This window comes from Onishia niordana (genome assembly GCF_004798965.1).
Classification (GTDB): domain Bacteria; phylum Pseudomonadota; class Gammaproteobacteria; order Pseudomonadales; family Halomonadaceae; genus Onishia; species Onishia niordana.
The window spans coordinates 910,519-930,466 of record NZ_SDSD01000001.1; the positions used below are offsets into that span (position 1 = coordinate 910,519).

20 protein-coding genes and 2 tRNA genes are annotated in these 19,948 nt (G+C 63.1%); 4 read left to right on the top strand and 18 right to left on the bottom strand.

Going from position 1 to position 19,948, the window contains the following annotated elements; genetic code table 11:
• Positions 1-176: 176 nt before the first annotated feature.
• Positions 177-752 (bottom strand): 1,6-anhydro-N-acetylmuramyl-L-alanine amidase AmpD, encoded by a 576-nt coding sequence (gene ampD / locus ETC27_RS03950; protein WP_136253643.1) that lies wholly within the window; start codon positions 750-752, stop codon positions 177-179.
• A 214-nt stretch (positions 753-966) separates the two neighbouring features.
• On the opposite strand from ampD, the gene nadC reads away from it, so the two are divergent.
• Positions 967-1,821, top strand: coding sequence for a carboxylating nicotinate-nucleotide diphosphorylase (gene nadC, locus ETC27_RS03955; protein ID WP_136253644.1), 855 nt, complete (start codon positions 967-969; stop codon positions 1,819-1,821).
• A 144-nt stretch (positions 1,822-1,965) separates the two neighbouring features.
• Here nadC and ETC27_RS03960 read toward each other — a convergent pair whose 3' ends face one another.
• From ETC27_RS03960 to ETC27_RS03975, 4 genes are all read right to left on the bottom strand, one after another.
• A complete protein-coding gene (locus ETC27_RS03960) occupies positions 1,966-2,541 on the bottom strand; it encodes a GNAT family N-acetyltransferase (RefSeq protein ID WP_136253645.1) in 576 nt (191 codons plus the stop codon).
• A complete protein-coding gene (mtnC, locus tag ETC27_RS03965; protein WP_136253646.1) occupies positions 2,528-3,301 on the bottom strand; it encodes an acireductone synthase in 774 nt (257 codons plus the stop codon). Before mtnC ends, ETC27_RS03960 begins: the two co-directional genes overlap by 14 nt.
• Entirely contained in the window at positions 3,298-3,870 is a 573-nt protein-coding gene (locus tag ETC27_RS03970) for a 1,2-dihydroxy-3-keto-5-methylthiopentene dioxygenase (protein ID WP_136253647.1), read from the bottom strand. Before ETC27_RS03970 ends, mtnC begins: the two co-directional genes overlap by 4 nt.
• Positions 3,871-3,933: 63 nt before the next feature.
• Positions 3,934-4,551: a methylthioribulose 1-phosphate dehydratase gene (locus tag ETC27_RS03975; protein WP_136253648.1), complete on the bottom strand. Its 618-nt coding sequence runs from the start codon at positions 4,549-4,551 to the stop codon at positions 3,934-3,936.
• 111 nt (positions 4,552-4,662) lie between these two features.
• Between ETC27_RS03975 and tsaA the strand changes: the two genes are divergently transcribed.
• Positions 4,663-5,406, top strand: coding sequence for a tRNA (N6-threonylcarbamoyladenosine(37)-N6)-methyltransferase TrmO (gene tsaA, locus ETC27_RS03980; protein WP_240724783.1), 744 nt, complete (start codon positions 4,663-4,665; stop codon positions 5,404-5,406).
• Between the two features lie 216 nt (positions 5,407-5,622).
• On the opposite strand, the gene purC is transcribed toward tsaA, so the two are convergent.
• Genes purC through dapA form a run of 4 tightly spaced genes read right to left on the bottom strand, consistent with a single transcriptional unit; the run spans position 5,623 to position 9,039 of the window.
• On the bottom strand, positions 5,623-6,336 hold the full coding sequence (gene purC, locus ETC27_RS03985) for a phosphoribosylaminoimidazolesuccinocarboxamide synthase (protein ID WP_136253649.1): 714 nt from the start codon (positions 6,334-6,336) through the stop codon (positions 5,623-5,625).
• Positions 6,337-6,396: 60 nt separating this feature from the next.
• Complete coding sequence (locus ETC27_RS03990) at positions 6,397-7,179, bottom strand: MBL fold metallo-hydrolase (protein ID WP_136253650.1); 783 nt, start codon at positions 7,177-7,179, stop codon at positions 6,397-6,399.
• Positions 7,179-8,120: a hypothetical protein gene (locus ETC27_RS03995; RefSeq protein ID WP_136253651.1), complete on the bottom strand. Its 942-nt coding sequence runs from the start codon at positions 8,118-8,120 to the stop codon at positions 7,179-7,181. Before ETC27_RS03995 ends, ETC27_RS03990 begins: the two co-directional genes overlap by 1 nt.
• A gap of 34 nt (positions 8,121-8,154) precedes the next feature.
• Complete coding sequence (gene dapA, locus ETC27_RS04000) at positions 8,155-9,039, bottom strand: 4-hydroxy-tetrahydrodipicolinate synthase (RefSeq protein WP_136253652.1); 885 nt, start codon at positions 9,037-9,039, stop codon at positions 8,155-8,157.
• 299 nt (positions 9,040-9,338) lie between these two features.
• Here dapA and ETC27_RS04005 point away from each other — a divergent pair, with 299 nt between their 5' ends.
• Positions 9,339-9,812: a peroxiredoxin gene (locus tag ETC27_RS04005; protein ID WP_136253653.1), complete on the top strand. Its 474-nt coding sequence runs from the start codon at positions 9,339-9,341 to the stop codon at positions 9,810-9,812.
• A 73-nt stretch (positions 9,813-9,885) separates the two neighbouring features.
• Here ETC27_RS04005 and ETC27_RS04010 read toward each other — a convergent pair whose 3' ends face one another.
• Both ETC27_RS04010 and ETC27_RS04015 read right to left on the bottom strand, forming a co-directional pair.
• Positions 9,886-10,986 carry an AI-2E family transporter gene (locus ETC27_RS04010; RefSeq protein ID WP_136253654.1) on the bottom strand — a complete coding sequence of 367 codons (1,101 nt, stop codon included), beginning with the start codon at positions 10,984-10,986 and terminating at the stop codon, positions 9,886-9,888.
• On the bottom strand, positions 10,983-11,234 hold the full coding sequence (locus ETC27_RS04015; protein WP_136253655.1) for a sulfurtransferase TusA family protein: 252 nt from the start codon (positions 11,232-11,234) through the stop codon (positions 10,983-10,985). The genes ETC27_RS04010 and ETC27_RS04015 overlap by 4 nt, the downstream gene beginning before the upstream one ends.
• A gap of 131 nt (positions 11,235-11,365) precedes the next feature.
• Here ETC27_RS04015 and ETC27_RS04020 point away from each other — a divergent pair, with 131 nt between their 5' ends.
• The gene (locus ETC27_RS04020; RefSeq protein WP_136253656.1) at positions 11,366-12,823 is read left to right on the top strand and encodes a M48 family metalloprotease; all 1,458 of its coding nucleotides are present in this window, start codon (positions 11,366-11,368) and stop codon (positions 12,821-12,823) included.
• Between the two features lie 344 nt (positions 12,824-13,167).
• On the opposite strand, the gene nadA is transcribed toward ETC27_RS04020, so the two are convergent.
• The 7 genes from nadA to ETC27_RS04055 form a co-directional block, all read right to left on the bottom strand.
• Positions 13,168-14,196, bottom strand: a complete 1,029-nt coding sequence (gene nadA / locus ETC27_RS04025) for a quinolinate synthase NadA (protein ID WP_136253657.1) — start codon at positions 14,194-14,196, stop codon at positions 13,168-13,170.
• Positions 14,197-14,866: 670 nt separating this feature from the next.
• Positions 14,867-14,942, bottom strand: a tRNA-Lys gene (locus tag ETC27_RS04030).
• A gap of 19 nt (positions 14,943-14,961) precedes the next feature.
• Positions 14,962-15,037 (bottom strand) — tRNA-Lys (locus ETC27_RS04035).
• A gap of 62 nt (positions 15,038-15,099) precedes the next feature.
• Complete coding sequence (rluB, locus tag ETC27_RS04040) at positions 15,100-15,957, bottom strand: 23S rRNA pseudouridine(2605) synthase RluB (protein WP_136253658.1); 858 nt, start codon at positions 15,955-15,957, stop codon at positions 15,100-15,102.
• Positions 15,954-16,916: an SMC-Scp complex subunit ScpB gene (scpB, locus tag ETC27_RS04045; RefSeq protein ID WP_136253659.1), complete on the bottom strand. Its 963-nt coding sequence runs from the start codon at positions 16,914-16,916 to the stop codon at positions 15,954-15,956. The genes rluB and scpB overlap by 4 nt, the downstream gene beginning before the upstream one ends.
• 9 nt (positions 16,917-16,925) lie before the next feature.
• A complete protein-coding gene (locus tag ETC27_RS04050) occupies positions 16,926-17,888 on the bottom strand; it encodes a segregation and condensation protein A (protein WP_136253660.1) in 963 nt (320 codons plus the stop codon).
• 173 nt (positions 17,889-18,061) lie between these two features.
• Positions 18,062-19,942 carry a DEAD/DEAH box helicase gene (locus tag ETC27_RS04055; RefSeq protein ID WP_136253661.1) on the bottom strand — a complete coding sequence of 627 codons (1,881 nt, stop codon included), beginning with the start codon at positions 19,940-19,942 and terminating at the stop codon, positions 18,062-18,064.
• Positions 19,943-19,948: the final 6 nt, after the last annotated feature.

Genomic DNA, 19,948 nt, shown 5'->3' on the forward strand with positions numbered 1-19,948 from the left:
CAAAGACCAGCCCCTGCCAATTCCGGCAATTATGGAAATCATTTCCAAAAAATATTGCATTGCAACACAAGGGCCTAGCGCACCTGCTGCTCAAGCCTAGCCGAAAGCACGCCTCTGTAGCCAAACTACAACCAAATTGACCGACTTTCACACTGTGTCGGGCCCGCATGCATCGTTCAGCTATTTTGGGGTGTGGATAGTTTCGCCAGACACTGACGAAAATAGGCCCAATCAAAGGCGGGGCCCGGATCTGTCTTGCGCAGTGGCGCAATACGGGCGTGGCTTGTGATGCGCTCGGGCGTTAACGAGGGGTAATGCGCCAGAAGGTCACGGACCACGCCCGCAAGCGTCAAGTACTGAGCGTCGCGATAAGCGGTCTGCTCATCGCCCTCGAGCTCGATACCGATCGTGAAGTCATTGAGTTGCCCACGCCAAGCGGCGCCATCGAACCAGCAGGAGCGACCGGCGTGCCAGGCGCGCTGCTCAAAGGACGCGAATTGCACGGCTTCACCATCGCGACGAATCAGTAGATGCGCGGAGACGCGAAGTGCGGCAACCTGCGCGAAGTAGGGATGGGCTGAAGGGTCGAGACAATTGGTGAACAGTTGCTCGATGGCATCGCCGGAAAAAACGCCCGGCGGCAGGCTGATCGAATGCAGCACCAGCGCCGAGACTTCTCCGTCGGGGCGGTCATTGACGTTAGGTGATGCCACCTGACGCGCTTGCGCCCAGCACCCTTGCTCGATACTCATGCCATATTCCCCATAAGTTGTCTCGCTACATTGTCCTGGACTCAGCCGTCAGCGACGCAGGGCAATGAAGCCTGTCACCGTCGTGGATCAAGGACGCCTGCGATGTGACGCGCCAGGCGTCGATTCCCTATAATAGAAGATCGTCGCATTGATACATCCTACAGGCACCGCTGCCCAGCGCCGGTGCTGCCCACGCCAGGGAGCCCAGGCCGCCATGCATTATCACGAAGCCCTCGCCGAAGAGATCCGCACCAGCGCTGCGCGCTTACTAGCCGAGGACGTCGGCCCAGGCGACATCACCGCTCAGCTGATTCCAGAGCGTCAGTGGGCCACCGCCCGAGTGATCACTCGCGAGGCCGCCGTACTGTGTGGCGTCGCCTTCGTCGATGAGCTGTTCCGCCGCCTGGACCCTCGGGTATCGCTCAACTGGCAGCATGCCGATGGCGACCGATTGGCCGCCGGCGACACCCTGCTTGAGCTCGAGGGCCCGGCACGCAGCCTGCTGACCGGCGAGCGCGCTGCGCTGAATCTCTTGCAGACGCTCTCTGGCACGGCAACACGTACCCGCGCCTATGTCGACCTGATCGAGGACACCGGGGTGCGCCTGCTGGACACCCGCAAGACCCTGCCCGGCCTGCGCCTCGCCCAGAAGTACGCGGTGACCTGCGGCGGTGGCCACAATCACCGGGTCGGTCTCTATGACGCCTTCCTGATCAAGGAAAATCATATCGCCGCCTGCGGCGGGATCGAAGCGGCCGTCAAGGAAGCCCGCGACATCGCAAAAGACCTGCCAGTCGAAGTAGAAGTCGAAACCTTTGAGGAACTCGACCTGGCACTGGCAGCCGCCGCCGACGTGGTCATGCTCGACAACTTCTCGCTGGAAGAATTGCGCGAGGCCGTACGCCGGGGCAGCGGCCGCGCCACGCTAGAGGCCTCTGGCAACGTCAGCGATGTGACCCTGCGCGCCATTGCCGAGACGGGGGTCGACTGCATCTCCAGCGGCGCCCTGACCAAGGACGTCCAGTCCATTGACCTGTCGATGCGCATCTTGGTTACTGAGACCCGCTAAGCCGTGCGCTAATCAAGCGTCGAGCCAGACCCGCTGACAGTGGCCGGCGGCCCGGCTCGACGCTCACGTCCGATTTCCGTGTTCGACGATAGGTCGCACAACGCGACGGCACCAGTCGGGGGTAAAACCCAGGCGTCCTGCCACTCAGGTTTCGACCAGGTCCAGCCGCTTGACCAGGCAGATTCTCTGCAGCTTCTCGCCACCGCGCTCCACGCACTCTTCGCCTTCCTGCTGCCAGCCTCGCTGGAGGAGGCGCGGGGCGAGCATCAGGCTTGCCCCAATCCGCATCCGCGACAGCCCCTGCTCCAGAAACACCCGCTGCGCATGCAGCAACAGGGTACTGCCGATGCCTCGGCGAGCCAGGGATGGCCAGACATAAAGCGTCTCGATATGCCCCGCGCCATCGCCGCTTGGCCCGATTTCCAGAAACCCGACACAGCGACCATCACAGGCCGCCACAATGGTCTTATGCAGCAGCTGACGTGCTGACCAGGCGCTCCCCTCACGAGGCAGAACGGATGCCCAGGCGCGTCGTTGTTCGACACTATAGTGTTCGGCAGCCCCCTGCATCACCGCGTGATGGAAGACCTCTGCCTGGTCGGCACCGTCATCCGGTATCGCATCGCGATAGACGATGCGCGCCTTACCGGCACGCGGATGGCTATCCGTCGCTTTGCCAGTAGGACGATTGCCATCAGAATAGCGCTCAATGGCGGACATCAGTTCCTCCTGACCTGTCGTTCCTCGCGCCTGAATGATCATTGTCGCGCCTCACCACGCCAGCACGTTCGCCAGCACTTTCTCCCTCCGGCACCACCTCGTCGAAACGCTCTGCCACCGGGTGCTCGCCGGTCGTCATTCCAGGCTCACGCACCAGCTGGCAGGTGACAAGCCCTGCCCCACTGGCCGCATCGAGTTCGGCGACCACATCCGAGAGGAAGAGGATCTCCCCGGGTGCCATGCCAATCGCCGCGGCGATCCGTGCATAGCTTTCGACCTCGCGCTTGGGTCCGGTAGTGGTATCGAAGTAGCCCGAAAACAGCGGCGTGAGATCCCCCACATCACTATGGCCAAACAATAGCCGCTGAGCCTGTACCGAGCCCGAGGAATACACGAAGAGCGCATACCCCTCGGCCTGCCAGCGCGCCAACGCCTCGGCGGCATCAGGGTAGACGTGACCGGTAAAGTCACCCGCTTTATAGCCCGCCTCCCAGATCATGCCCTGCAGCGCCTTGAGCGGCGTGGCCTTGAGATCCTCCTGGATCCAGCCTTCGAGGATCGCGATCAGCCGCTCCAGGCCCGCCGCGGGCTCGCCGGCGGCCTCGCGGGTCGCATCGAGCTGGGCCGCGACCGAAGCCTCCTCGTGGTGACGACGCAGGAAATCACCGAGATGCCGGCGGGCATAGGGGAAGAGCACCTCATGGACGAAGGCGATCGAGCCGGTGGTACCCTCGATGTCGGTGACGATGGCGCGAATCATGCCGCGTCTCCCCGGCCGGTCGGCAAGGCTTCGAAGCGCGGGAAGCGCGAGGCGATAGACTCGCCGGTGAAGTCGGCTACCCAACCCTCGGGATTGGTGAACAGACGAATAGCCGTGAAGTGAGGCTCAGGCCCCATATCGAACCAGTGAGGTGTACCCGCCGGTACCGAGATCAGATCATCCTGGCAACAACCGACCGCATAGACGCGCGATTCAAGATGCAGGTAGAAGACGCCTTCACCACGCACGAAGAAGCGCACCTCGTCTTCGCTATGACGATGCTCATCGAGGAACTTGGCGCGCAGTGCGTCCTTATCCGGGTGATCCGGGGTCAGGCCGATCACATCGGCGGTGGCGAAGCCGTCCTCGGCCTTGAGGCGCTCTACCTCTTCATCATACGCGTTGAGCACTACCTTGGGATCGGCATCGGGGGCCAGGTCAGCCTTGGTGGGCCAGCGCTCGAAGCGTATACCGTGAGCCGCCAGCTCAGACGCGATACGCTCGCCGTCGTGGGTCTGGAGCAACGGCTGCTCCGGGTCGTGATCGTGGTAGACGTTGAGAAAGCTCATGGCAGTGCTCCATCAGGCAAGGTGATGACGGGCCGCAGCGGGCCGCATCACGGACCGTCCCGCTCAGCGGGTGCGGCGCATCATTAGTTCACAGTCGAAAAGAAAGTCTAGCGCCTCGACCTGGCGTAGGCATCCGGCCATATCACGAGCCCACGTATAGAGGCCGTGGCCACGGATCAGGTAGGCGCGGGTATCCAGGCCTTGCAGCCGCCCCCGCACCACCTCGGCAAGTGCATCGATATCCTGACTGTTATCGACGATCGGCACCTCGAGCAGCGTATCGTGGCGCGTCACCCCCTCGATGGCCTTCTGCAGCTCGTAGCCTTCTAACTTCAGGGTGTCACCCTCGATCAGACGCGACAACACGGTGGCCGCCCGGGAATGGGTATGCAGCACCGCCCCGGCCTCGGGGTAGTCCTGGTAGAGCTGACCGTGCAGGCGTGCCTCATCGGAGGGCTTCTGTGGACTGCCCACCGGCGTGACGTCAAAATCGGTGACCATGACATCGGCCGGGGTCAGTCGCCCCTTGTGGCGGCCCGAAGCCGTCACCGCCATATGCGCGCCGTCCAGACGCAGCGAAAAGTTGCCGCCGGTGGCCGGTACCTGACCGGCTCGGTATAGCACATCGCCAGCATCAACGATGGTCTGCTGGGCAAGCGCCAGCTGCTCGAGATCAATCACCGCGCTATCTCCCCTGAATATGCCGCCAGACTACCGAAGCCTCGCCCCGCCGCCAATCCTGCTGGTGATGCCCCTTGGTGCCCCGTGCGCTACCCGGGCAGGCACGGCATAATGACGCCCATGACTGCTCCCCTCGACTCCACCGCCGACGCCTTCGCCCTCACGCCCATCGGGCGCATCGAGAGCGACTACCCGGACAAGTTCGGCATTCCCCGCCAACCGGGACTCGCCCCTGCTGCTCGCGGGCGCCTGGTGCTGCTGCCACCCTATGACGATCCGTTGACGGTGCGAGGCCTCGAGGCCTTCAGCTACCTCTGGCTGACCTTTGTCTTTCACCATAGTCCCGAGCGTTGGACGCCGCTGGTACGCCCACCAAGACTTGGCGGCAACGCCAAGGTCGGCGTCTTCGCCAGCCGCAGCACCCATCGTCCCAACCGTCTAGGGCTATCGCTCGTCGAGCTCAAGGGCATCGATACCTCGCAAGGCGGCGTGGCCCTGGAACTGGCCAGCCATGACCTGCTGGACGGCACCCCGGTGCTCGACATCAAGCCCTACCTGCCCTGGGCGGAGGCACGCCCCGAGGCCAGCGCCGGCTTCGCGCCGGATGCCCCACCCCAGTGTGCGGTCGACTTTGCCGCCGAGGCCGAGACGACCCTGGCCCAGCGAGAAGATGCCGCCTCCCTGCGCGCCCTGATCCGTCAGGTGCTGGCTCAGGACCCGCGCCCCGCCTATCGCAAGGGAGCCGAGACGCGTGTCTACGGGGTAAGGCTGCGCGACGTCGACGTGCGCTTTCGCGCCCTGGTCAATGAGGCAGGCGAGACGCGCCTGGAGGTCGTCGAGATCGTGGCGGTGTAAACATCGGATACCGGGAGGGGCGCCAGGGGCAGGTCGTAGAGGGGTTCGATTCCAGGGATGGAATCGGTAGCGCCCAGGGAAGGGTTCACAGCGCCCCTCGTAGACCTGCCGATGGACAGCCCCTCGGGCCCAAGCCACGATGACATCCCGGCATGGCGAAAGAAACGACGAAGGGCCCCGCAAGGCCCTTCGTTCGGCATGGCGCGCTGGCCGTCCTCAGTCGAAGCTGATACCGATACGACGACCCACTTCCTCATAGGCCTCGATCACGCCACCCAGGCCCTGACGGAAGCGATCCTTGTCGAGCTTCTCGCGGGTCTTGGCATCCCATAGGCGGCAGCCGTCCGGCGAGAACTCGTCGCCGAGCACGATCTGGCCCTTGAAGACGCCGAACTCGAGCTTGTAGTCGACCAGCAGCATGCCACCCGCCTCGAACAATGCCTTCAAGACGTCGTTGACCTTGTAGGTCAGCGCCTTCATTTCCTTAAGCTGCTCGGGTGTGGCCCAGCCAAAGGTCTCGGCCAGCGACTCGTTGATCATCGGGTCATGCTGGGCGTCGTTCTTCAGAAACAGCTCGAAGGTCGAGGGCGTCAGCGCCTGACCTTCCTCGACACCCAGGCGCTTGCACAGGCTACCGGCGGCAATGTTGCGCACCACGCACTCCACGGGGAGCATGTCGAGCTTCTTGACCACACATTCGGTGTCCGAAAGCAGGCCGTCGAAGTGCGTCGGGATGCCGGCTTCCTGAAGCTTGCCCATGATGAAGGCATTGAACTTGTTGTTGACCATGCCCTTGCGCGCCAGGGCTTCCATCCGCTCACCGTCGAAGGCGCTGGTGTCGTCGCGGAATTCGAGGATCAAGCGATCCGGGTCGTCAGTGTGGTAGACCGACTTGGCCTTGCCGGCATAGAGCTCTTGACGCTTTTCCATGGGGGTCTCCGAATCGGGAGGTAACGGATAGGTGCTGAAACGGGTACTTCAGAACGAGTGCTAACGGAGGGTCTGCCAATCCAGGCCCTGATCCTGGGCGGCGACCACCAGCCGTGATTCATCGCCATCGAGCAGCGGCACCAGGGCCTCCAGGGCGAGCTCGGGGCGGTTGTTATGTTCCGACAGGTGCGAGCAGACGATGCGCTGCAGCCTGTCGAGCCCGACCCCCGCCAGCAGCGTCGCCGCCTGCGGATTGGCCAGGTGTCCCCAGTCGCCGCCGACACGACGCTTGAGACGCGGCGGATAGGGCCCGTCCGCCAGCAGTTGCCGGTCGTGGTTGCACTCAAGGATCAGGGCATCGCAGCCGGCGAACGCCTGAACCACATGGGCGCTGGGATGGCCTAGATCGGTCACGACACCTAGCCGCCGACCATGTGCACTCACGTGAAATTGTACCGGTTCCCTGGCGTCATGGGGCACAGTCACCGGCATGATCTCAAGGCCGCCAATGGCAAACATCGCCTGTGGCGTAATCCACTCGTGGCGGGGCACCTGCTTGAGGCGACCGGATAGCCAGGTACCCGGGGTCAGATAGACCGGCAGTGCATGGCGCCGCGCCAGCGCCCCCACCCCACCAATATGATCGCCATGCTCGTGCGTCACCAGCACGGCGGCGAGTTGCCTGGGGTGGAGACCCAGACCGGCGAGCCGCCGCTCGGTCTCACGCAGGCCGAAGCCGCAATCGATGAGCAGATGGGTCTCGCCGTCGCTGACCAGGGTGGCATTACCCTTACTGCCGCTGCCCAGCGACGCAAAGTGCAGGGCGCGTGCCGCTGGCGGCATCAGCGCAACAGCGAGGCCAGCCGGCCCAGCAGGTCACGCACGCCGTCATCATCAAGCGCCGGCTCACCAGCGGCAGCCACGGTCAGACGCGTCTGACCCTCGGCGGCTGGCACCACCTTGAGCCGCGCAGGGCGTGGCGTCTGGTCGCTAAAGAGCCCACCGATAATGCCCGCATGACGCTCGGCCAGGGGAAGATAGGCAACCTGGAAGTCACCCGCGGCGGCATCCTGGCTCACTAACTGCTGCTCCGGTTGATCGAAGTCACGCTCGAGCAGATGACTCAGCTCCGCCCACACCTGATCGGGGTCGGCTTCGATCAGCAGCGCACGCGCTCCTTCGTCACCGACGAGACGCACCGGCGATGCTCCGGCCCCCTCACGACTGGCGAGGTTGGAAGCCATGGCGGACTGACCACGGGCGCCAAGGTAGTTGGCCAGTGCGTCTAGACAACCGTCGAGCGCACGGTTATTGCGTTCGCAGCGCACCTGACTGGTGTCACCCAGGCCGTCACGAACGGCGATCATGCCATCGGGCGTTGTCAGGCGTCGCGCCTGATCGTCACGCTCGGTGACGGTCAGGCGTTGGCGCTCACCGAACTCGACGACATGTGGCCAGACGACCTCCGGCGGGTCATTGACCGCGAGCCAGCGGGCGTCGTCCATACTGCGACGCTCGACATAGTCACGCACCGCGACCGTCGGCTGGGGCCTGGGCGCCGTAAATTCGTCATCGATGTTGCGATAGGGCCGGTTGGCCTTGGGCACCGGCATCGCTTCGCGGGCCTCGTAGAGCTCGCTACCGGCCGGCAGCATCAACGGCTCGGCGCTCTTGGCCTGCGTGTAGGCCTCACTGCGGTCATCGTAGTAACCGCCACTGGAACAACCAGCCATTGCCAGGGCAATAGCCGCTACCAGCGGCATCCAGTTCGTGGCAGCTTTCATGCATCCACCTTAATTGTCAGCCAGCGAGGGGCGTTCAGTCGTCGCTGACGCCAGCCAGCTGCAGCGCCTCGCTGACCGTTGAATGGTACTTCTCGGATAGCCAGGTCAACGGCAGGCGAATACCTTGATCGGCGTAGCCCATGTAGTTGAGCGCCCACTTGACCGGAATCGGATTGGCCTCAATCCCCAGCTGGGTATGCAGCGGCATCAAGCGGGTATTGATCTGGTGTGCCTTGTCGCTATCACCGGCAACAGCGGCTGTACACAGCTCGTGCATGGCACGCGGCACCACATTGGCGGTCACCGAGATATCGCCATGACCGCCCATCAGCATGAAGTCACAAGCCGTGGCATCGTCGCCCGAGTAGAGCATGAAACCGGAGCCCTTGAGGCGCTCGATCAGATCCTCGGCACGCTCCAGGTTACCGGTGGCATCCTTGATGCCGATGATGTTGTCGACCTCAGCCAGGCGCAGCACGGTTTCGTTATAGATGTCCGAGCAGGTGCGACCGGGCACGTTGTAGAGAATCACCGGCAGATCACTGGCCTCGGCAATGGCCTTGAAGTGCTGGAACAGGCCTTCCTGAGTGGGCTTGTTGTAGTAAGGCGCCACCGTCAGACAATAATCGGCACCGACTTCCTTGGCGTAGCGGGTCAGCTCCACCGCCTCCGTGGTGTTGTTGGAACCGGTGCCCGCGATAACCGGGATGCGGCCATTGACCTCTTCCACCACGGTGCGAATCACATCGAAGTGCTCGGCAAAGGACATGGTGGTCGGCTCGCCGGTGGTGCCGGCGGCAACGATGCCATCGGTACCATGCTCGAGATGGAAGCGCACCAGGCGGCGCAGGGCTTCCCAATCGATCTCTCCGTTCGCCTTCATCGGCGTCGCCAGGGCGACGATACTGCCTGTGATCATTTTCTTTCCTCTACAAACGCCTGTGCATCAGCCGCCGCAGAATAGTGGCGCTAATGAATCAATCGGGATATGAAACCAAGGGCTAGATGGTACTCAGGCCGTTAGAGCCTGTACAGAACCCAGCGCAAGGACTTTTCCGCTCGGCCTCGCTGCCTTCAACACGGCCTTTACAGCATCGCCTCGGTGACGTGTAATTCTTGCACAATTTCAAGGGCCGGCCTCCAATGGGCTCGGCGCTTTACGATGGCGTCACCACGCCGTTAGACACGATGATTTCAGATACCTCACAGGAGACTCCCATGAGCGTCAGCATCGGCAACCCCGTCCCCGACTTCACCGCCACCGCGACCGGCGACACCACCGTTACGCTGTCCGAACTGAAGGGCAAGCAGGTCGTAGTCTACTTCTACCCCAAGGCCAGCACCCCGGGCTGCACCACCGAAGGCGGCGACTTTCGCGACCACAAGGCGGCCTTCGATGCCGCCAACACGGTGATACTGGGCATTTCTCGAGACGGCATCCGGGCTCAGGAAAACTTCAAGGCCAAGCAGGCCTTCAACTTCGAACTGATTTCGGACAAGGACGAAACTGTCTGCAGGCTCTTCGACGTCATCAAGCTGAAGAAGCTTTACGGCAAGGAGCATCTCGGCATAGAGCGCAGCACCTTCCTGATCGACACCGAGGGCAAGCTCGCCCGCGAATGGCGCGGCGTGAAGGTGAAGGGCCATGTCGATGAGGTACTCGAAGCGGCACAGGCCCTGCACGCGGGTTAACGCGCATTATCTCTGGCCCTTACTCCCTTTGCTCCCCGTGCCCGTCATCAGGCAAGGGAGCAACGGGGTGGCGTCAGGGGCTCGGCAATTCGTCACTCAACGGGTTGTCGACGTGCTCTTTAATGCCCCGCGGCCAGGCATAGACCATGGCCTTGAGCAGCGTTGCCAGAGGAATCGCGAAGAAGATCCCCCAGAACCCCCAGATGCCGCCGAAGAACAGCACCGCCAGGATGATCGATACCGGGTGCAGATTGACCGCCTCGGAGAACAGGATCGGCACCAGGACGTTGCCGTCCAGCGCCTGAAGCACACCGTAGGCGATGATCACGTAAAGGAACTGTTCGCCGATACCGAAGTGAAACCCTGCGACCGCTGCCACCGGCAGCGTAGCGACCGCCGCGCCAATGAAAGGAATCAGCACAGAAAGCCCCACCAGCATGCCCAGTAATGCCGAATACGGCAGGCCGAAATAGGCAAAGATCAGGAAACCGCTACTGCCGACGATCACGATTTCGATGAACTTGCCGCGGACATAGTTGGCGATCTGGGCATCCATTTCATGCCAGATGCGGGTCATCAGGTCACGCTTGCGCGGCAGTAGCCATAGCGTGAACCCCACCAATCGCTCCCGGTCCTTCAACATGAAGAACACAAGAATCGGCACCAGCACCAGATAGATGATCAGGTCCATCAGGTTGCCAAGCGATGCCAGTGACAGCGTCAGGGCGCGCTGGCCAAACTGGGTCAGCTCTCGGCCCGCGGCATCAATCCAGCCCTGAATCTGATCCGGTGTGACCAGATTGGGATAACGCAGCTGCATCTCGTCGAGGAAACTCTGGCCACTGGCGAACATGCGAGGGATCTCCTGCACCAGGCTGACCAGCTGATTCCAGATCAGCGGCATGACCACCAGCGCCATGGCCAACAGAATGCCGAGAAAGCCCAGGAACACCGCCAGCACTGCCACGAAACCTGGCACACGACGTCGAGTCAGCCAGTTCACCGCGCCTTGCAGCAGGAAGGCGATCACCAGCGCCGTGAAGAAGGGCGCCAGCATGCCGCCAAGCAGCACCACCGCGGCAGTGGCGACGATCAGCAGCATGAGCAGGATCACCGCCTCTTCGTCCGAGAAGTAGCGCTCGATCCAGCCCGAAAACAGTGTCTTCAACGTCATGCCGAGCGTTCCCCCTCGCCCTTGCGCAGCCAATAATGGTATACCTCGCCACGGGTCTCGCGGGCGGGCATCTCATGGGCACTCTGGGCAATAAAGGACTCAAAGTCCCGCCAGGAACCGGCATCGGTCGCGATCACCTCGAGCACCTGCCCGACTGCCAGCCGCGAAAGTGACTGCTTGGCCTTGAGCAACGGCAGCGGGCAGGGCAGGTTACGGGCGTCGAGTACGTCGTCTGGTTGCAGGGTCATGCCGTCTCCCGAAACAATGGGGATGAAAGTGGGGCCGCCCGACGGCCCTCTGTACACGGCACTTTAGCGGATCGGTAGCGGTCGGAGAAGAAGGCCCGCTCTCGCCCGAGCGCTCATGCACAAGGAACATCATGCCATTACTCTGGAAGGCCTGGCGACATGCCATCGCCGCGCTGGTCCTGGCCGGCAGCGTGATCACGACTCAGGCCCAGGCGCTGGAGTTCGATCTGCCCCAGCTGGGCTCGGCCACCAGCGGCGTCAATTCGAGCGAAGAATACCGCCTGGGCCGGACCTGGCTCAGGCAGTTTCGTGCCCGGGCGCCACTCTGGCAGGACCCGATAAGTCAGCACTATGTCGATACCCTGATCGCAAGACTGCTGCCGGAAAGCGGCTTCCAGGGCAGCCAGCCACTGGTCACGCTGGTCGATAGCCGGATGCTCAATGCCTTCGCCGTGCCCGGCGGCGTTGTCGGGGTCAACGCCGGCCTATTTGCCTTCGCCAAGAACGAGGCCGCCCTCGCCTCGGTGCTGGCCCACGAACTGGGCCATCTGTCACTGCGCCACTACGCTCGCCAGAAGGCCCGGGCCGAGGCCACCCAGCTGCCCACCATGGCCGCAATGTTGGCTGGCATGCTGATCGCTGCCGGCGGCGGCGGCGACGCAGGCATGGCCGCCGCCATGGGCTCCCAGGCGGCTTTCTTCCAGGACCAGCTGGCCTATTCTCGTCGCTACGAGCAGGAAGCCGACCGTCAGGGCCTTCAGGTACTGCGTGACGCCGGCTATGACCCTCAGGCGATGGTCGAGATGTTTCGCGCCATGCAGCGCCAGGTAGCTCTGCAAGGCGGCAATCCGCCCGAGTTCCTGCTCACCCACCCGCTCACCGAATCGCGCATTAGCGATATCCAGGCCCGAGCCCAGACACTGGGAACCGACTCGCTGCGCGACACGGGCCCTCAATACGACATGGTGCGCGCCCGCGCCTTGCTGAACATCCATCAGGGAGCGCCCTCGCAAGCCACCAGCCTGCTCGCCCAGGATGACCCTGCTCCGGCGGCCAAGCGCTACTTGGCCGCCTTGATACGCGCCCAACAAGGCGATCTGGCAGGCGCCCTCTCAGCGCTCGACACCCTGGCGGATGAGTGGCCGGACCTGTCACTGATCCCGACCAGTGCCGCCGAGCTGGCACTGGATGCCGGCCAGCACGGCGAGGCACTCTCGCGCAGCCAGCGACTGCTACGGCTGATGCCGGACTATCTTCCGGCACGCTTGATCAAGGCGGAGGCACTGTTGCAGCAGGATACGAAGGCCGCCTTCGACACCCTGCGCGACCTCGCCGAGCGTCACCCCGAAAACCCACAGATATTCACCCTGCTGGCCGAGGCCGCCGGGCGCAGTGATCGTGAGGCCTGGAGCCACCTTGCCCGCGCCGAACAGCTGCAGCTGACCGGAAGTATCACCCAGGCCATCCGTCAACTGGATATCGCCGAAGACGTGGCCAAGCGACAGGCCGACATCGGCATTACCGGGCGCATCGAAGAGCGCCGCGAGGCCTTCGAGACCTACCGTGAGGATCTCAAGGACTTCCAATAGCTGATTCGGGGCGAGGCGATCTCGGCTGCCGCGCCTCTTGCGCGTGTCAGTTACTTGTCCGTTACTCAGTGGAAGGGCTAAGAGTTCAGAATTAAGGCCCAAGAGCTAAGGGCCAAGAGCTAAGGGCCAAGGACTCAGGCATCGCCATCGTCAGACAACCGCCCTTCGCACGCATACCCTTTGCTTACACAAGAAAGCGGCCCGTACCGAGGCATCGGTGCGGGCCGATCTTCTTGTATCAACTCTCTCAATGACAGGTGCCTGATCAACCACAGATAGCGTGTCGGCCTCAGGCGATCAGCGGCAGATGAATCCGTCTCGGTGCGCCCGATCAACTCTGGCGTTCAGCTCTGGAAGTTGAGCATCCGCTCCAAGGGCTTCAGTGCCTTCTCGCGCAGAGCATCATCCACCTGGATTTCACCGCTCTGCTCGCGCAGGGCGCCAGCCAGATTATCCAGGGCGTTCATGGCCATCCACGGGCAGTGGGCGCAACTCTTGCAGGTCGCTCCCCGTCCGGCCGTCGGCGCCTCGAAGAGGGTCTTGTCCGGCACCGCCTGCTGCATCTTGAAGAAGATGCCACGGTCGGTGGCAACGATCAGCTCGTCATTGGGCAGCTCCTTCGCCGCCTTGATCAGCTGGGAGGTGGAACCCGCCACATCGGCGAGCTCGACCACGGCCGAGGGCGATTCCGGGTGCACCAGCACCGCGGCCTCGGGATAGAGCGACTTGAGGTCCTCGATGCCCTTGGCCTTGAACTCCTCGTGGACGATACAGGCACCGTCCCAGAGCAGCATGTCGGCGCCGGTCTGCTTCTGGATATAGCCACCCAGGTGCTTGTCCGGGGCCCACAGGATCTTCTCCCCGCGGGCCTTCAGGTGCTCGATCACATCGACGGCGATTGAGGAGGTGACGACCCAGTCGGCGCGCGCCTTCACCGCCGCCGAAGTATTGGCATAGACCACCACAGTGCGATCGGGATGGGCATCGCAGAAAGCGGCGAACTCATCAGCCGGGCAGCCAATGTCCAGCGAACAAGTCGCCTCCAGCGTCGGCATCAGTACGCGTTTTTCAGGAGACAGGATCTTGGCGGTCTCGCCCATGAACCTCACGCCGGCAACGACCAGCGTCGAGGCCTCATGGCGGGCACCAAAGCGGGCCATTTCAAGCGAATCGGCCACGCAGCCGCCAGTTTCCTCGGCGAGCTGCTGAATGGCGTCGTCGGTGTAATAATGCGCTACCAGCACGGCATTTCGCTCGTGCAGCAAACGCTTGATTTCGTCGATGCGCGCTTCATCCTCGGCGGGTATCCGCGTCGGGCAGTAAGCGCGGGCCAGATGCTCTCGCACATCGGCTCGGGAAGTCATTATCGTCATCGTGTCTACCACTGTGACTGGCAGGGGCTCCCCCTGCATGGCACCAGATGCATCAACGCCTGTGCTCTCTGCACGTGCCGATGCTCCAGAGGGCCTGATGGTGCGGCTCCCGCATCACCTGCCCAGCCCTCATTTTAGCTTTAATTATGGCGGTTGTCGTGCTTATCAAGAGACGTCACGATGACAGCGATATGCTCCGCCCACTTCCCCTCGTCACATGCCCAGCCAATTTTTCTCTAGCACTGCATCCTGCCGCTGACACGCCTTACCTCCCGCTACACCTCGGCGGGGGCGAAAGATCAACTACACTGACATCGTGAAAGCATTATTTAGCGCCCTTAAGGCGCAGCGCTTGTGATAGCCACCCTCGGCGGGGCTGCCATCGGCGGCGTCATTGGCCACGAAGTCAGCGAGACTGACTGAAACGTCCCAACCGTCAAGAAAACGTGGCGAGCAACAACCATAATGAGCAACGAGGAGCTATAGCATATGCACAATATCGTCTATATCGTCGGCGCCGTGGTGATCGTTCTGGCTATCCTGTCGTTTCTCGGCTTGCGCTGAACGGGCAGCCAAACATTTGACGCACCCAGCACGAATGGGTCCCACAGAAAAACACGCACAACAAAACGCCCTGACCTCAAGGAGATCAGGGCGCTTCGTCGTAATCTGGTGGGTCGTGTAGGATTCGAACCTACGACCAATTGGTTAAAAGCCAACTGCTCTACCAACTGAGCTAACGACCCGCCGCCGGGCCGTCGAGTATGGTGGGTCGTGTAGGATTCGAACCTACGACCAATTGGTTAAAAGCCAACTGCTCTACCAACTGAGCTAACGACCCGCTCGACAGGGCGCATAGGTTACTCGTATCACCCTGTCTTGGCAAGCCTTTTTCGTAGCTTTTCAGCGCTTACGTGAGGGTCCCGGCTTGCGCATGCCCTGCACCGGGCGACGCTTACGCTTGTCGCGACTCCAGCGGTTCTTCTCATCCGGGGTAAGCTCCGGCACCTTGCGCGACTCGAGGCCCGCGAGGGTCGAGAGGTCATCGACCTCAGCCTGGGTCAACTCGGTCCATTCGCCTGCTTTGGCCCGCTTATCGAGGAAGATATTGCCGTAACGCACGCGCTTGAGGCGACTGACTGTCAGCTCCTGGGACTCCCACAGGCGGCGCACTTCGCGGTTGCGGCCTTCCATGATCACCACATGGAACCAGGTGTTGATGCCTTCACCGCCGAACTCCTGCACATCGGTGAAGTGCGCGGGGCCGTCGTCGAGCATCACGCCCTCGACCATGGCCTTGATATGGGCCTGGGTCACGTCGCCCATGACCCGAACCGCATATTCGCGCTCGACCTCGGTGGAGGGATGCATCAGCCGATTGGCAAGCTCACCATCGGTGGTGAACAGCAGAAGACCGCTGGTATTGATATCCAGACGGCCGACGGCCACCCAGCGTTCGCCCTTGAGCCGCGGCAGACGCTCGAAGACGGTACGACGGCCTTCCGGGTCCTTGCGGGTGCACAACTCACCTTCCGGCTTGTTGTACATGATCACCCGCCGAGTACTCTCCTCGGCGGTCTTCAGGTTGACTGGCCGGTCATCGAGGCTGACCCGATCACGGGACTCGATACGATCGCCGAGGCTCGCTACCTGGCCGTTGACCTTGACGCGCCCGGCACTGATCGCGGTTTCCATCTCGCGGCGCGAGCCGAAGCCGGCACGGGCCAGCACTTTCTGCAGTTTTTCGCTTGTGGTGTTCATGACTCTGAGGGTGTCTCATCAGTTGAGTGATCCGTTCCCGCGCGGCCGTCTTCATCGACGGTCGACGCTTGGCGAGAGCGGTCGGCCAGGCGTGCTTCGAGATCAGCGAAGCTAAGACCGGCCTGCGTGGACGCCTTCCCGGCGTGTGGGTCCGCATCGGCCGTCCCGGCCGTTGCGTGTTCATCATCGGACGCCGCGGCGCCCGAATCAGGGGCTTTCTCCCCGTCTTGATGCGCGGGCAACGCGGCTTCTTCGGCGGCAGAATTGCCAGCGCCTGCCTCTGGACTGTCTGTGCCTTCGCTGCCTGTCGCGTCGGTGCTCGCCGCCGCGGCGTCTTGCTCGGCATCATGCGTCGCAGCGCCTGCGGCCACACCACCCGGCGCATGCTGCCCACCGTCAGCCGCATGTTCGAGCGCGTTGAAGCGCGCCTCGAAGTCCTTCAGCTCGTGCATCGGCGGCAGACCATCAAGGGTCTTGAGACCGAAGTCATCGAGAAAACCGCGGGTCGTGGCGTACACCGATGGCCGCCCAGGCACATCGCGCTGGCCGACCACCCGAATCCAGCCCCGCTCGGTCAGGGTGCGCATGATCGAAGTGGATACCGCGACCCCGCGCACTTCCTCGATATCGCCGCGGGTTACCGGCTGACGATAGGCAATCAGCGCCAGGGTTTCCAGTAGCGCCCGAGAATAACGCTGCGGGCGCTCGTCCCACAGCCGCGAGACCCAGGGCGACAGGCGCTGACGAATGCGTAACTGAAACCCCGATGCCGTCTCGACGAGCTCCAGGGCACCAGACTCCAGACGCTCGCCGAGCCGGCCAAGCGCCTCTCGCAGGTCGCCTCGTGGCGGCCGCTCATGATCGTCGAACAAACTCTCCAGGCGCTCCGTCGACAGCGGCTCGCCAGCAGCCAGCAGGGCCGCTTCGAGAATCTGATCGAGAGGGTAGCGCTCGTTCATGTCGCGGGCTTACTCCTGCTCATCATCGGTGAGCGACATAGGGTCATCGCGGTCATGGGTGTCATCGGCGGCGAAGGGGCTCTCGTCCGCCTCGGCCCCCTCTTCGCCCTCGTCAGGCTGATAGGCCTGCTCGGGCTCGGCGAGCCGCGCGCGAACGTGAATCGGCGACAGCGGCGCATTCTGCACGATCTCGATCATCGCCTCCTTGGCGAGTTCGAGCAGGGCCATGAAGGTCACCACGACCCCGGCCTTGCCCTCTTCCAGGGTGAAAAGCGCCTCGAAGGGGGTATAGCGCTGATGATGCAGCGCCTCCATGATCCTGAGCATGCGCTCGCGAGTCGACAGCACCTCGCGGCTGATGTTGTGATCCTGCGTCAGCTCGGCGCGCTTCATGATGCCCGCCAGGGCGCCGAGCAGCTCGTCGAGCTCGACATCCGGGTGCACCACCCGCGTCTCGAGCTCGGGCAGTGCGGCGGTCGCCGGAAACCAGTCGCGGCCGACACGGGGCAGCTCGCCAAGCGACTCGGCGGCTTCCTTCAAGCGCTCGTATTCCTGCAGACGACGGATCAGTTCGGCCCGCGGGTCGCCCTCGTCGTCTTCGTCGTCCCCCTTGGGCGGACGCGGCAGCAGCGTGCGCGACTTGATCTCGGCAAGCATCGCGGCCATCAACAGATACTCGCCGGCAAGCTCGATCTGCATGGCCTTCATCAGCTCGACATACTCGATGTACTGACGCGTGATGGCCGCCACGTCGATCGACAGGATATCCAGGTTCTGACGACGAATCAGATACAGCAGCAGATCAAGCGGGCCCTCGAAGGTCTCGAGAAAGACCCTGAGCGCCTCGGGAGGAATGTACAGATCCTCCGGCAACTCGGTGATTGGCTGGTCAAACAGCCGCGCGAGGATATCCGCCTGATGGGCGGCAGCAGCTGGCTCGTCGTCACGCGACGTCTCGGCTATCTCGCTCACACCGTGGAGTGTCTCCTGCCATCATGAACCGGCCCGCATGACCGGCAAAGTGGCGCAGTCTACCAAGAGTCATACCGCTAACGTAAGCCAGCCGTGGCGTTGGGCATCACAATGCGCGTCGAAAGGGATGACGAGACGGATGGCGAAGCCGCGCCGAGAACCGCTTGCCGGCCTCAAGCCTCCGGACCGGCAGCCTCGGCCTTGCGATAACGCCCCTGATAATCGAAGAGCTTGTCGCGTACCTGCCAGAAGCGCCCTACCTTACGCCCGACCACGAAGTCGGGGGCCTTGAGCCGGGCCTCGCCCTCAAGTACTTGCTGAATGTTCGTCGGCCGCCAATCGGTTCCCGGCGCTCTCAGGTGGCGGGCGAGGAAGGCCTGATGGAAAGCATACCGCTGTGCCGAGGTCTCCAGTGCGAACCACTCGGCAAGCGATGTGCCGTCTTCATCGTAATAGCTGATCTTGAGCCGCGGAAGGCCCCGACCGTTACGGGCCGCTTCGAGCTGCATGGCACTGACTCGCAGCACCCGTGCATCGCGCAGCTTGAGCGCCTCGCGCAGCTTGTCATCCGGGTCGACCAGGCGCTCACCGCAGTGACCACAGGCCCGGGCCGCGATGTCGTTCTCGCCACCGCACTGATCACAGACCTTGAAACGAAAGCGGAAGTCGCACTGTTGATAGGCGCTCGACGCCGCGCCTGCTCCCTTATTGGCGCCCGACGCCGCACCACGCTGCCGATCGTTTTCGCCATTCGCGCGGGGGTGGGCACGTTCGACCAGCCCCTGACAGCGTCGGCCGAAGTGCTCGATGACCAGTTCGCCGTCCATGCGCCCCCAGAACAGATTGGCATGCCCGCACTCGGGACATGCCACCTGCACCGGTTCGGTATCGCCGGCCGGGCGCGGCGCGGCGACTTCCGGGGCATAGAGATCCCAGGGGTTGCCGGCGTAGTCGAGAATAAGGCAATCCTGCTTGCCCGGCGCCAGACGCAGACCACGACCGATGATCTGCTGATAGAGACTCACCGACTCGGTAGGACGCAGGATCGCGACCAGATCCACGTGCGGCGCATCGAAGCCGGTGGTCAGCACCGAGACATTGACCAGATACTTGAGTGCGCGCGCCTTGAAAGCCTCGATCAACCGCTCGCGTTCATCAGACGCCGTCGTACCGGTGATCAGTGCCGTCTCGGCGGCGGGCAGCATGCCGGACACTTCCTCGGCATGCGCGACGGTCGAGCAGAACAGCATCACCCCGGTGCGGTCCGCGGCACGGGCCATCACATCGGCGACGATGCCGGGCGTGGCCCGGGCACCCTTGACCACCTCATTCAATGCCTGATCGCTGAAGCTGCCCCCGACGCTCGGCACCAGCGCCGAGAAATCATAGCCCTCGATCGCCACATCGATACGCTTGGGTTCGCTCAGATAGCCCTGGCGCACCATCAGCCGCAGCGGCTGCTCGAAGACGCAGTCCTTGAAGAAGCAGTCCTCATCGCCGCGCACCATGCCATGATGGTGGCGGTGGTAGATAAAGCCCTGCCCCAGGCGATAGGGCGTGGCGGTCAGTCCCAGCACCTTGAGCCGCGGATTGGCATCATTAAGGGCGCCGATCACGCGACGATAGCTGGCATCTTCACTAAGCGAGACCCGATGGCACTCGTCGATCACCACCAGCGTGAAATCTCCCGCCGAGAACGCATCGAGATCATTGATCACCGACTGTACCGAGCCGAACACCACCTGGCGCCCGGCCTCCTTGCGATTGAGGCCGGCACTGAAGATGTCCGCCGAGAGGCCGTAGGCCTCGTACTTGGCGTGGTTCTGCTCGACCAGCTCACGCACATGGGCGAGCACCAGCACCCGTCCGCGGGCGATGCGTGCGAGCTCGGCGATTACCAGCGACTTGCCGCTGCCGGTAGGCAGCACCACCACGGCGGGGTCGTCGCTCTTGCGAAAATGCGCAACGGTACGCGCCACCGCCTCGTGCTGATAGGGACGCAGCGTCGGCGCATCAAGGGCGGGGGCGGTGGCAGGCGTGGCGGTTTGGGTCATGGGCGC